This window comes from Actinoplanes sp. NPDC048791 (assembly GCF_040650095.1).
Classification (GTDB): domain Bacteria; phylum Actinomycetota; class Actinomycetes; order Mycobacteriales; family Micromonosporaceae; genus Actinoplanes.
This window is the reverse complement of sequence record NZ_JBEZGQ010000156.1, coordinates 1-12,300: the sequence shown is the minus strand read 5'-3', so window position 1 is coordinate 12,300 and position 12,300 is coordinate 1. Positions and strand designations below refer to the sequence as shown.

Genomic DNA, 12,300 nt, shown 5'->3' with positions numbered 1-12,300 from the left:
TGCGGCGGATTGCCGGGCGCGGCCCCCGGATCGGTGCCCGCCGCTCGTTGCGATGGTCGTGACCTCAGCGGATGACCGCCGTCAGCGCCGGGTCCACTGCTGGTTCGTGGCTCCGGTGCAGGTCCACAGCAGCGTCAGCGTGCCGTTCGCGGTCTGGTTGTTGGAGACGTCGAGGCAGAGACCGGTCTGGTTGTTGCGGACGGTGCCGTTGCTCTGGAAGGTCCACTGCTGGTTGGTGCCGCCGTTGCAGTCCCAGAGCTGCGCCTTGGCGCCCGCGGTGGCGCCGGTCGGTGCGTCCAGGCACTTGCCCAGCGACTGCAGGGCCTGACCGGACACGGTCCACTTCTGGTTGTTCGCCCCGCTGCAGTCCCAGATGACCGGCTGGGTGCCGTTGGCGGTGTTGCTGTTCGGCACGTCCAGGCAGCGCCCCGACGAGGTGCTGACCAGGCTGGTCGAGGCGGGTACCTGCGGCTCGCCGCCGGTGCCGCCGCTGACCCGGTAGACGACCGTCCCGTGGGCCGGCACGCTCGCACTGATCGTGCCGCTGGTGGTCGTCGTGGCTCCGCTCCAGGCGTCGACCAGGTTGTACGACGACGCCCCGGTCTTGCCGACCGCCGCGGCCGTGGTGGAGATCGTCCGGGTGGCGCCGCTCTGGTTGAACAGAGCCACCGCGACATCGCCGTTGGCCAGCCGCTTGGCCAGCACCCGCTGGTTGCTGTCGCCCGCCACCTGCACGCCCTGCAGGGCCAGGGTGTCCTGGTTGATGGCGATGAGCCGCGGGTTCTTCAGGATCGTCTGGGTGGCAGCCGTCATGTTGCGGATGTCGTTGCCAGCGATCAGCGGCGCCGCCATGATCGCCCACATGGCGAAGTGGGAACGCTGCTCGGTGTCGGTCAGCGTGCCCCGGCCCACCTCCATCATGTCCGGGTCGTTGAAACCACCCGGCTTGGCGTACCCGGCCAGCGGCACGTTCACGTTGATGATGTTCTGGACACCCATCGGGTAGTCGTTGACCTGGTTGGTGTTCCAGACCAGCTGGATGTCCTCGGTGGTGCGCCAGATGTTGGCCACATCGCCCCAGTTGCGCTGCGGCCCGGTCTTGGCGTGGATGCTGTTGGAGTTGATGCTGTACAGGATCGGCCGCCCGGTCGCGGCCAGCGCGTCACGCATCTTCGCGAACGTGGCGACCTGGTCGTTGATGGTGCCGCTGGGCGAGCACCAGTCGTACTTCAGGTAGTCCACGCCCCAGGCGGCGAACTGCCGGGCGTCCTGGGCCTCGTGCCCCTGACTGCCGGTCGCTCCCGGGTACGAGCCGAAGTACTGCGCGCAGGTCTTGTCCAGCGGCGCCTGGTAGATGCCGAACTTGAGACCCTTGCTGTGGATGTAGTCGCCGAGCGCCTTCATGCCGCTGGGGAAGCGGGTCGGGTCGGCCTGCAGATTGCCGCTGCCGTCGCGGTTGGGGTTCATCCAGCAGTCGTCGACCACCACGTACTGGTAGCCCGCGTCGCGCATGCCGGTGCTGACGATGCTGTCGGCCATCCCCCGGATCAACGACTCGCTGATGTTGCAGAAGAACGTGTTCCAGCTGTTCCAGCCCATCGGCGGCGTACGGGCCACCCCGTTGTCCAGGGCCTGCGCCGGCGTCGCTGCGGAAGCGACGAACGCCGTGCCCGACAGCACCAGGAGTCCGGCCGCGAGCAAGGATTTCAGAGCTCTCATCGATTACCGACCTGTTCAGAAGTGAACGTTAACATCCGGATTCACAAGGTTGCCAGAATGTTTCCAGGCATTCAAGGGTGAGAATTTGTCACGGCGGCCTGCGACTTCTGAATGCCGCCGTGCATAACACAATTACGCGCGCCCGGCCAGCGCGTGGTTCAGCGGTATCCGGCGGCGATCACGTTGGCCTGGACCGCGTTCTCGGTCGCGTCGGTCGGGTAGCCGGCGACCATGGCTCCCTCGTAGAAGGTGCCGGCGCTGAGGTTGGCGCCACCCCCGGGCTTGCAGCAGTCGCCGCCGCTGCCGAGGATGATGGCGCCCTGCTTCTTCATCGGGCTGTAGCCGGGCGGCAGGGCGCCGTCGTACAGCGTGAAGAGGCTGCCGGACTGGGCGTTGCTGCCCTTGATGGCGAAGCGGGACGTCCCGTTGTTCTTGAGCGTCGCCGTGACGAACTTGCTGGGGAAGGCCCGCTGGTTCGGGTTCCAGGACTGGCTGCCGCCGGGGTAGAGGCCCCACTCGAGGTCCGCCTGGACCCAGGGGCCGGTGCCGGAGCAGCCGCCGAACCAGCACTGCGTACCGAAGTTGATGGCGTCCATGGCCCCGGCCGCGTCGGCCGCCCGGGTGGTCTCGCTGTTGCCGTAGTCGAAGCAGCAGCCGTTGTTGACGTGGGTGCCGCTGAGCACCGCGTACATCCCCTCGGGGGCGCTGCCGGTGGGCACGCCGGTCAGGTGGCCGTCGCGCCAGTAGCTGTTGCCGGGGTTGATGAACAGCGAGTACGCCTTGGCGCCGCCGACCGTCAGCGATTCGGAGGTCGCGGTGGCCGGGCGGCTCTGGGTCGAGCCGGGCACGACGCTCGAACCCTGGTACCAGAGGTCGTTCCCGCGGCCGGACTGGTCGTAGACGACGGTGATGACGCAGGTGGTCCCGCCGCAGAACGCATCCTGGGCGGTGCCGTCGGCGGTGCCGCCCGCGGCCCGGAGACCGATGTTCCGCGTCGTGTTGTCGGACGAGCGCCGTACCTGGTAGAGGTTGCCGCTGTACGAGCCGTAGAGCGCGCGGGTCGTGCTGTGGGCGGCCACGCAGGGTGTGCCGCCGGAGGCGTAGAGGTCGCAGGGGCCGGCGCCGGTCGGTGGCGTCGGGTCGGCCGGTGAGTCCCAGAGCTGGTTGCTCTGCCCGTGGCAGTCCCAGAGGATGATGGTGGTGCCGTTGGCCGTGCCCTGTGCGTTGGCGTCCAGGCAGCGGCCGGAGGGCACGCCGCTGATGGTGCCGCTCGAGGCGACCGTCCACTGCTGGTTGGCCTGCCCGTTGCAGTCCCAGATGATGACCGGCGTGGCGTTGGCGGTGCCCTGTCCCGAGGCGTCCAGGCACTTGCCGGAGACCATGAGCTGCTTCGACGCGGTGTAGGTCCAGGTCTGGCCGGCGGCGCCGGAGCAGTCGCGCAGTTGGGCCTGGGTCCCGTTGCCGGAGCTGGTGACGCTCAGGCAGCGTCCGGACTGGGTGCCCACGATCGGGGCGCTCTGTCCGGGCTGGATGGTCGCGGCGGCCGCGGTGCCGGCGACGAGGGTGAAGGCGACGGTGACGCCCGCTGCGAACAGTCGTCCGAGGTGTCGGCGCCCTTTGGAAACGACCATGAATGGCCTCCCGGTGCTGTTGGTTCGCCAGCATGGGTACACAAATCGGCGGATGTCAATACGACTTCGTCGGGTCCGATTTCATTACACATTTTGGGCCGGGGATCTCCGGCGGGACCGGGATTTACGCATCGACAATGGTCGCTTGACATGGTTGAAACGCCGCCTTAACGTCGGCGGCAGCAAACGTCATACGTCATACGCTGCGACTCTGTGCCGATCGCGCCGCGATGATCCCCGACCCGAGGAGATGCCCGTGCCGTCCACGCTGCGCAGAAAGGTGCTGGCCGGTTTCGCCGCGGCGGGTGTGGCCGCCGCGGTGGTGACCGTCGCCGGGGCGACCCCCGCCCTGGCCGCGCCCACCACTCTCTACGCTTCCCCCGCCGGCTCCGGCACCGCGTGTTCCAGTGCCCAGCCCTGCTCGCTGACGGGCGCCCAGGCCGCCGTGCGATCGCTGAACGACGCGATGTCCGACGACATCGTGGTGCAGCTGGCCGACGGCGTGTACCGCCTGTCGGCGCCGTTCCGGCTGACCGCCGAGGACTCCGGCACCAACGGCCACACCGTGGTGTGGCAGGCGGCGCCGTCGGCCCGGCCGGCGATCAGCGGAGCGCGGGCGGTCACCGGCTGGACCCTCGCCGACGCCGGCCGCAACATCTGGCAGGCCAACGTGGGCGCCGGGACCGACAGCCGCCAGCTCTACGTCAACGGGGCCATCGCCACCCGGGCGCGCACAAGTGTGAACCGGTCGGACTTCACCGCCAGCAGCACCGGCCTGCGGTTCACCAACGGGGCGCTGAGCTACCTCAACAATCTGGCCAACCAGAACCGGATCCAGCTGGAGAGCGTCGCCTCGTTCACCGACCGGTACGTCTCGGTGCAGAGCATCAGCGGCAACTTCATCACCATGCAGCAGCCCAGCTGGAACAACAACACCTTCGGCTACGACACCTTCACCACCCCGCACCGGGCCGGTCCGATGTACCTGACCAACGCGTACGAGTTCCTGGACTCGGCGAACGAGTGGTATCTCAACTCCGGGACCGGCACGTTGTACTACGCGCCGCCGGCCGGCCAGAACATGAGCAACCTCAGCGTGGAACTGCCGACGCTGCAGTCCCTGGTGAACATCGGTGGCACCTACGACGCCCCCGCCCACCACGTCACGTTCAACGGGATCACCTTCACCGGCACCAGCTGGCTCGGGGCCAGCAGCAATCAGGGCTACGCGGACCAGCAGACCGGCGCCTACATGACCGGCAACTGGAACTGGCCGGCCCTGAGCGCCTGCCAGGAGGGGTGCACCCAGTTCGAGGCCACCCGGCCGCACTGGAACCAGATGCCCGCCGCCGTGCAGGTCTCCGCGGCCAACACCATCACCTTCAGCGGCTCGCAGTTCGTCAACCTGGGCCAGATGGCCATCGGCATCGGCAACGACGCCAACGCCCACGCCAGCGGGGTCGGCCTGGGCGCCAGCAACATCACGGTCACCGGCTCGGAGATCGCCCGCAGCTCGGCCGGCGGCATCGTCGTGGGCGGCGTCCGCGCCGACGCGCACCACCCGAGTGACCAGCGGATGGTCAACCGCGACATCACGATCAGCAACAACCGCATCCACGACCTCGGCGTCGAGTACCGCGGCAACGTGTCGGCCCTGACGACCTACGTCACCAACGCCACCATGTCGCACAACGAGGTCTACAACATGCCGTACTCCGGCATGTCGATCGGCTTCGGCTGGGGCGCCAACGAGCCGGGCGGCAGCAACCAGTACGCCAACCGGGGCCTGTACAACTACCAGCCGCGGTACACCACGGCGACGACCGCCTCGAACAACCGGCTCATCGGCAACTACATCCACGACGTGATGCAGCAGATGACCGACGGCGGATGCATCTACACGCTGTCCTGGAACCCGGGCGCCCGGATCGACGGCAACCACTGCCAGCGGATCAACGGCTGGTTCGGGCTCTACTTCGACGAGGGCTCCAAGTACTACACCGCCAGTGGCAACGTCTTCAACAACGTCGGCACCTGGGCCACCGCCAACTACTGGGGCGGCGAGAACATGGGCAACTTCACCGTCACCGGCAACTGGACGAGCAACAGCAGCACCAACATCACCAACGGCGACCGCGGCAACGTGGTGAACAACAACGTCACGGTCACCAACGGCAGCTGGCCCGCGGCCGCGCAGGCCGTGATGGCAGCGGCCGGACCGCAGAGCGGCGGCAGCCCGCAGAGCACCCGGATCGTCGGGGTGCAGTCCGGCCGGTGCATCGAGGTGCCGGGCGGTGCCACCGCCAACGGCACCCAGACCCAGCTGGGGGACTGCACGGGCGCCGGCGGTCAGACCTGGACCTACACCGCGTCCAAGCAGCTCATGGTCTACGGCAACAAGTGCCTGGACGCCAGCGGGCAGGGCACCAGCAACGGCACCGCCGTCATCATCTGGGACTGCAACGGCCAGCCCAACCAGCAGTGGAACCTCAACGCCGGCAACACCATCACCGGCGTCGCCTCCGGACTGTGCCTGGACGCCACCGGTGCGGGTACTGCCAGCGGCACCAGGATCAACCTCTGGGCCTGCCACGGCGGCACCAACCAGCAGTGGACCCGTCCCTCCTGACCGGCTGACCGGACGGGCCCAGGCCACCACGGCGTGGGCCCGTCCCGTTCACTTCAGGAGTTGCCGCATCGACCGGGACAACAGCTCGGTGCGATCCGCCGCGGTCAGCTTCTCCGGTCCGAAACCGAAGTAGAGAGTGGCCGGGGTGGCGGTCGCGGCGCCGAAGTCGTAGACGTGCCCGGCCCGGGTCCAGTCGGCCGGGTTGGGCGCGGAGCCCGGCGGTGGCCCGGCCACGGTCCAGCCGCCCAGGTCCGTCTCGAAGGACGTACGGGCGACGGTCGCGCCGTCCACGTCCAGGCGTACGTCGTCGAGGAAGACGCCGTAGCCCTGGACGTACCAGTCGGACGTGGAGCTGATGGAGATCTCGACCTGCTTGCCCGCGTACGCGGACAGGTCGGCCTGGAAGTCCTTCCACCCGCCGCTGTTGCCCGTCGCGGCGTTCCAGTCGCCGGTGGAGCCGTGCGGCGTGCAGTCCTCGGCCCAGTAGTGCGCCAGGAACGGGTGCGGGTCGAGGCGTTCCCACTCGCAGGTCCACCCGACGTCCGTACTGGTCAGGCCGCCGGTGTCGGGCAGCGTGGTCCAGTTGTCGGTGCCGACCTCGTGCGCCTCCACGATGAGGAAGTCGGCGCCCTGGTCGGTGTCGAACGAGGTCTTGAACCGCAGGTGCGCGTCCTGCGCCGTCCTCAGGTCAACGGTCCTGGTCAGCCGCTTGTAGGAGGAGTCCGAGCGCCCGCTCCACAGGTACTGGTCCCCGTCGGCCGGGTCGTAGGGTCCCGGCCCGTCCTGCTGCCAGACCATCGGGACCGTGCTGGTGAACTGCGGGAACTGGGCCGCGGGCAGCTCGCTCGACGTGCTCAGGAATGCCGCCGTGTGCTGCTGCGCCCCGGCCGGGGCGGAGAAGCCCGCCAGCTTGCCGGCGGTGCCGGTCACTGCCGCGCTCCCACCGTTGTCCACGTACGCCCCCGCGCCGAGCCAGTACTGCCGGAAGTCGTCGCTCAACGGCTGGCAGTCGAGGTCGTCGCCGCCATCACCGCACTCCCCGGGGCCTTGCGGGAGGTAGAAGTACCCCGTGGACGCGGCGTACTGGGCGTACTGGCCGGCTTGCAGCAGTTTGCCGCCCTCGTTGAGGTAGTCGCGGACGGCCAGATCGGTCTCGAAGGTGGCCCGGGTGGTGGCCCACTCGGGCTGGCCCGGATTGCGCGGGACGATGTCGTCGCCGGTCTCCCAGACCACCGCCCGGTAGTGCGACAGGACGCCGAGCGGGTGCGGGGCCTGCCGGCCGTGCGTGTCCATGTCGTAGACGTCGGCGGTGTGCCCGGACCGCTTGAGGGCGTCGACGTACGTGCCCGCGTACCGGGCCGCGGTGGCGCCGTCGGTGTTGGCCGGCTCGATGCCGGTGACGTCCTCGGTGGCCAGCACCAGCACGTCGCCGCCGACCTGCCGGTTGACCGTGTAGGTGAAGGGTGCGCTCTTGCGGCCGCCGGCGGCGGTGAACCAGACGGTCACCCGGTCGCCCGGCTTCTGCCCGGTGACTGTGCCCCGCAGCTCGGCGAAGTACCTGTCCGCGCTGCCGCCGTACCTCTGGCCGCCCTGCCACTCGGTGACCGCGGCCGTACGCTCTCGGCCGTTGATCCTGGCGTGCAGCCGCACGTTGCGCAGCGAGCGCTTGGCGACCACGGCCACCTGCTGGGTGGTGCCGAAGGAATCGGGGAAGGTGTCGGGGACGAAGTCCCTGGTCGACCGGCCGACCACGGAAACCGGATCGGCCGGGTTCCGCGCCGACCGGGCCAGCGAGAGCGCGAACGGGATGTTCTTGGCGACCTCGGCCTGGATCAGCTTCTCGTCGTCGGGGAAGTCGAATTCGGTACGGCAGTCCTCCGGTCGCCAGGCATCGTCCGGATCGGAGTCCGAGGCGGTCTGGCACGTCGACATCTCGGGGGCGAAACCGATGGTCCCCATCCGGACCTGGGCGTGGTGATTGGTGTCGCCGTTGGTGACGTAGAGCTCGGCGGTGATGTCCGGGTCATACCCGGGTACGGCCGGGCGCGCGTCGTCGCCGGCCAGCGCCATGGCGATCTGATCGTCCGGGCTGACCGTCTCGACCTGCCAGCCGGCGCCCCAGAGGATGAGCTGGGCGGCCGAGTGGTAGTTGACCAGGAACTCGAAGCCGACCCGGCGGAACAGGGCGTCCATCGCCCGGGTCTCCGGCTCGGACTGCGGCGCGGGACCCCGGTACGTCTCGTTGTCCGGCTCCGGCGACGAGCCCTCGTTGTCGTATCCCCACCGCTCGGCGAAGTTGCGGTTGAGGTCGATGCCGTCCTCGGGCCCGTACCGGCCGTCGCCGTTGTTGTCGCGCATGTTCTTGCGCCAGTACCGGTATTCGTCGGAGGTGAAGGTGAGGTCGTAGCCGTCGGGATTGGCCACCGGCAGGAACCACAGCTCGGTGGTGTCCACCAGGCCGGTGACGGCGGGGTCGGTGCCGTAGCTGTCGAGGACGTGGTGCATCAGCCGCCGGGTCATCTCCGGGGTGATCCACTCCCGGGCGTGCTGCCCGCCGAAGTAGAGCACGGCCGGGCGGCGGCCGTCGGGCACGGTCCGGGCGTTGCGGGTGACCTTGACCGCCTGGATCGGGATGCCGCGGACCGTCGTGCCGATCGTCTCCAGCTTGGCCAGCTTCGGGAAGCGGGCCGCGGTGGTGGCCAGCTCCTCGCGGATGCCGCCGGGCGTGTGGTAGGGCCGGAAGACCGTGGGACCGGCGGCCTTGCGGGAGCGCGTCGATGCGGTCTCCGGCTTGCGGGCCAGGGGAACGCCGGCCTTCACGAGCCGGTCCGCCTGGGCCCGGCCGAGGATCACCTCGACCGGAGCCTTACGGCCGGGAACCGGCGCGCGGCCGAGCTCGTCCGCCGCCAGGCCGGCGGTGCGCAGCGTGTCCCACTGGCGGTTGTCGAGCGTGCCGGTGTAGACATCGAGATTGTCCTCGGTGGACGGTGCGGCCCCGGCCTGCGCCGGGATCGCGGTGACGGCGGCGGCGGTGGTGATGAGCACGGCCGCCGCCAGGGCTGTCCGTTGTAAGCGCCTCATGAGTGGCAAGTATCGATGTCTTGTCAATGCCCCCGAGGCGCACGGTCAGCGGCCCAGCCATCCTCCGTCCACCGCGAGGACCGTGCCGGAGACATAGTCCGAGGCCGCCGAGCTGAGGAAGACCGCCGCGCCCGCGAGGTCGGCGCTGTGGCCCCAGCGCCCGGCCGGAATCCGTTCCAGGATCGACCGGGAGCGGTCGGGATCCGCGCGCAACGCGGTGGTGTTGTCGGTGGCGATGTAGCCCGGCGCGATGGCGTTGACGTTGACGCCCCGGCCGGCCCACTCGTTGGCCAGCGCCCGGGTGAGCCCGGCTATCCCCGACTTGGCGGCGGTGTAGCCGGGGACGTTGATGCCGCCCTGGAAGCTGAGCAGGCTGGCGGTGAAGACGATCTTGCCGCTGCCGCGTTCCAGCATCGACGCGGCGACCAGCTGGGTCAGCACGAACTGGCTCGACAGGTCGACCTCGATGACCCGGTCCCACCAGGACAGCGGGTGCTCGGCGGCGGGTGCCCGTTCGATGGTGCCGGCGTTGTTGATGAGGATGTCCGGCGCGCGCCCGGCCAGCTCGGTGCCCAGCGCGGTCACGGCGTCGCGGTCGGCGAAGTCGACGGCGCGGGCCTCGAAGGTGCGACCGAGCCCGCGGACCGATTCGGCGACCTCGTCGTCGGTGTGCATCCGGGCGCTGACCCCGATGATGTCCGCACCGGCGGCGGCCAGGGCTTCGGCCATGGCCCGGCCGATGCCGCGGCGGGCGCCGGTGACCACGGCGAGCCGTCCCTCCAGATCGAACAGTCCGCTCATGCCCTCGCCTCCGCCGGCGCTCCGGCCACGTCGACCAGGATCTTCATGGCCCGGCCGGCTGACAGGTCCGCGACGGCGGTGGCTGTCTCCTCCAGCGGTACGACGCCGGAGATCAGCGCCGCCGCCGGAATGACCCCCCGGCGCAGCAGCTCGATCGCCCGTTCGAAGTCGGATCGCTGGTAGACCCGCGCGCCCAGCAGGCGCAGCTCCCGCCAGAAGACCCGCTGGAGGTCGATCTCGCGGGCGGCGGCGTGGATGGCGACGACGACGATCGTGCCCCGGACCTTGGCCAGGGCGGTGGTGGCGCGGACCGCCGCGGCCGCGCCCGACACCTCGAACACCACGTCGGCGCCGACGCCGCCGGTCCAGCTCTCGACCTCGGCGGTGAGGTCGGTGCCGGCCGGGTCCAGCACCTCGAAGCCGAGCGCCGCGATGCGGCTGCGGCGGGACTCGTCGATCTCGGCGACCCGGACCTCCGCCCCGGCCTCGCGGGCCACGCAGGCGATGAGCACGCCGATCGGGCCGCCGCCCAGGACCACGACCCGGTCGCCGACCTGCAACTCGGTGCGGCGGACGTCGTGCACGGCCACGGCGGCGGGCTCGACCAGCGCCGCGGTCCGCAGGTCCAGGTCACCGGGCAACGGCACCGCGATCGACGCCGGTACGTTCCAGCGCTGTTGCAGCGCGCCGGGGGAGTCGATGCCCACGAAGACCAGGTTCTGGCAGATGTGCTGGTGCCCGGCCAGGCAGGCGGCGCAGGTGCCGTCCCAGAGCAGCGGCATCACGGTCAGCGGATCACCGACCGCCCAGCCCTCGACGCCGGCGCCGACTGCGGCCACGGTGCCCGAGGCCTCGTGTCCGAACACCAGCGGCTTCTTCACCCGGGCGTCCATGTCGCCGTGCACGATGTGCAGATCGGTGCCGCAGAGCCCGCAGTAGGCGACGGCGATCTGCAGCTCTCCCGGTCCCGGTGGTGCCACGTCCACGGACACCGTCCGCAGCCGGCCTGAGCCCTCGTACGTCGTGCCCTTCATGCGCGGCCCTCCCTTGCAAACATCATACGTATGCCCTTATATTTCGGGCCGATGAACGCGGCGTCAATACGGAAGATCAGATAAGGACACCGACTATGGTCCGTTCCAGGCGTGCCCGCTCCGTCCGCTCCCTCCTGACAACCCTCGGCGGCGTCGCGGTCCTCACGGTCGCCCTCGCCGGCTGCGGCAACGACGACGGTGGTTCCACCGCCGGCTCTTTTGGATTTCCTCAGGTGACCCAGGACGACAAAGCCCCCATCACGGTATGGGTGGACGCCGATCGCACCAAGGCCGCCGACGCCTTCAAGAAGGCCCACCCGGAGGTGCCGATCCAGGTCGTGACCTACGACGGGTCGGCCAACGGCTCCAACTCGTTCCGTACCAAGATCCAGCTCTTCGACCGCACCCAGAGCGGCTGGCCCGACGTCGTGTTCTCGACACAGAACAACGACGCGGCCTGGGCCAGCCAGCAGAGCAACGGCAAGCAGGCCTTCGCGGCTGTGCTCAACGGCGGGCTCGTGCCCAAGGACACCCTCGACAAGTTCACCCCGGGCGCGCTGAACCCGTGCACCGTCGACGGCAAGGTCTACTGCCTGCGCAACGACCTGGCCCAGGTCGTGCTCTGGTACAACAAGGCGCTGTTCGACCAGTTCGGCTACAAGGTTCCGACCACCTGGCAGGAGTACCAGGCCCTCGGTGAGAAGGTCGCCCAGGAGCACCCCGGCAACATCGTCGGCACCGTGGGTGACGCCTGGACCCCGGAGGTCTTCTTCTGGGGCAGCAAGTGCCAGGCGAACGACATCACCGGCCCCAAGACGGTCACGGTGAACACCACGACCCCGCAGTGCCAGCGCGCGGCCGCGATGCTCGACACGCTGATCAAGAACGGCACCACGCCGAACATCAGCGTCTTCACGCCGGAGTTCGTGAAGAAGTACTCCGGCAAGGTGCTGATGATGCCCGGACCGGCCTGGTACGCCGGCGCCATCTTCAACAACCCGCAGTCGCTCAAGGTGCCCGCCGGTCAGCTCGGGGTCGCCGCGCCGCTGGCCTGGCAGGGTGAGGACGCCGTGACCGGCAACGTCGGCGGCGGCACCTGGTTCGTCAGCAGCCACTCGAAGAACCTCAAGGCCGCCGAGACCTTCGCCGAGTTCGTCACGACGGCCGACGACTACCAGGTTGCGGTTGCTCCCGGCTATCCCGCGTACGGGCCGGCCGCCGAGAAGTGGGTGAAGAAGCAGGAGGCGAGCGACTACTACGCCACCGACCTGAAGGCCATCGTCACCGCCGGCACGTCGATCTGGCCCGGCTGGGGCTCGGGCATCTTCAGCCAGGAGGCCATCTGGGCCAAGACGATGACGCCGGCCATCGCCGGCGGCAAGAGCGTGGTCACGCTCCTTCCGGA

7 protein-coding genes are annotated in these 12,300 nt (G+C 69.6%); 2 read left to right on the top strand and 5 right to left on the bottom strand.

The features are described from left to right. Window positions 1-81: 81 nt before the first annotated feature. Window positions 82-1,599 carry a ricin-type beta-trefoil lectin domain protein gene (locus AB0C29_RS14600; RefSeq protein ID WP_360820231.1) on the bottom strand — a complete coding sequence of 506 codons (1,518 nt, stop codon included), beginning with the start codon at window positions 1,597-1,599 and terminating at the stop codon, window positions 82-84. A 278-nt stretch (window positions 1,600-1,877) separates the two neighbouring features. Then, window positions 1,878-3,350 carry an arabinofuranosidase catalytic domain-containing protein gene (locus AB0C29_RS14595; RefSeq protein WP_360820228.1) on the bottom strand — a complete coding sequence of 491 codons (1,473 nt, stop codon included), beginning with the start codon at window positions 3,348-3,350 and terminating at the stop codon, window positions 1,878-1,880. Between the two features lie 250 nt (window positions 3,351-3,600). Between AB0C29_RS14595 and AB0C29_RS14590 the strand changes: the two genes are divergently transcribed. Beyond that, window positions 3,601-5,979 carry an RICIN domain-containing protein gene (locus tag AB0C29_RS14590; protein WP_360820225.1) on the top strand — a complete coding sequence of 793 codons (2,379 nt, stop codon included), beginning with the start codon at window positions 3,601-3,603 and terminating at the stop codon, window positions 5,977-5,979. Window positions 5,980-6,027: 48 nt separating this feature from the next. On the opposite strand, the gene AB0C29_RS14585 is transcribed toward AB0C29_RS14590, so the two are convergent. Genes AB0C29_RS14585 through AB0C29_RS14575 form a run of 3 tightly spaced genes read right to left on the bottom strand, consistent with a single transcriptional unit; the run spans window position 6,028 to window position 10,895 of the window. Beyond that, entirely contained in the window at window positions 6,028-9,060 is a 3,033-nt protein-coding gene (locus AB0C29_RS14585) for a M14 family zinc carboxypeptidase (protein WP_360820222.1), read from the bottom strand. Between the two features lie 45 nt (window positions 9,061-9,105). Further along, on the bottom strand, window positions 9,106-9,861 hold the full coding sequence (locus AB0C29_RS14580) for an SDR family oxidoreductase (RefSeq protein WP_360820220.1): 756 nt from the start codon (window positions 9,859-9,861) through the stop codon (window positions 9,106-9,108). Next, window positions 9,858-10,895, bottom strand: a complete 1,038-nt coding sequence (locus AB0C29_RS14575; RefSeq protein ID WP_360820217.1) for an alcohol dehydrogenase catalytic domain-containing protein — start codon at window positions 10,893-10,895, stop codon at window positions 9,858-9,860. Before AB0C29_RS14575 ends, AB0C29_RS14580 begins: the two co-directional genes overlap by 4 nt. Before the next feature lie 95 nt (window positions 10,896-10,990). On the opposite strand from AB0C29_RS14575, the gene AB0C29_RS14570 reads away from it, so the two are divergent. Beyond that, window positions 10,991-12,300 (top strand): extracellular solute-binding protein (locus AB0C29_RS14570; protein ID WP_360820214.1); only part of this gene is annotated, 1,310 nt, incomplete at its 3' end.

Coding starts and splice junctions, on each gene's coding strand:
- AB0C29_RS14590 (WP_360820225.1), top strand. CDS start 3,601: ATGCCCGTGCCGTCCACGCTGCGCAGAAAGGTGCTGGCCGGTTTCGCC.
- AB0C29_RS14575 (WP_360820217.1), bottom strand. CDS start 10,895: ATGAAGGGCACGACGTACGAGGGCTCAGGCCGGCTGCGGACGGTGTCC.
- AB0C29_RS14585 (WP_360820222.1), bottom strand. CDS start 9,060: ATGAGGCGCTTACAACGGACAGCCCTGGCGGCGGCCGTGCTCATCACC.
- AB0C29_RS14595 (WP_360820228.1), bottom strand. CDS start 3,350: ATGGTCGTTTCCAAAGGGCGCCGACACCTCGGACGACTGTTCGCAGCG.
- AB0C29_RS14580 (WP_360820220.1), bottom strand. CDS start 9,861: ATGAGCGGACTGTTCGATCTGGAGGGACGGCTCGCCGTGGTCACCGGC.
- AB0C29_RS14600 (WP_360820231.1), bottom strand. CDS start 1,599: ATGGGCTGGAACAGCTGGAACACGTTCTTCTGCAACATCAGCGAGTCG.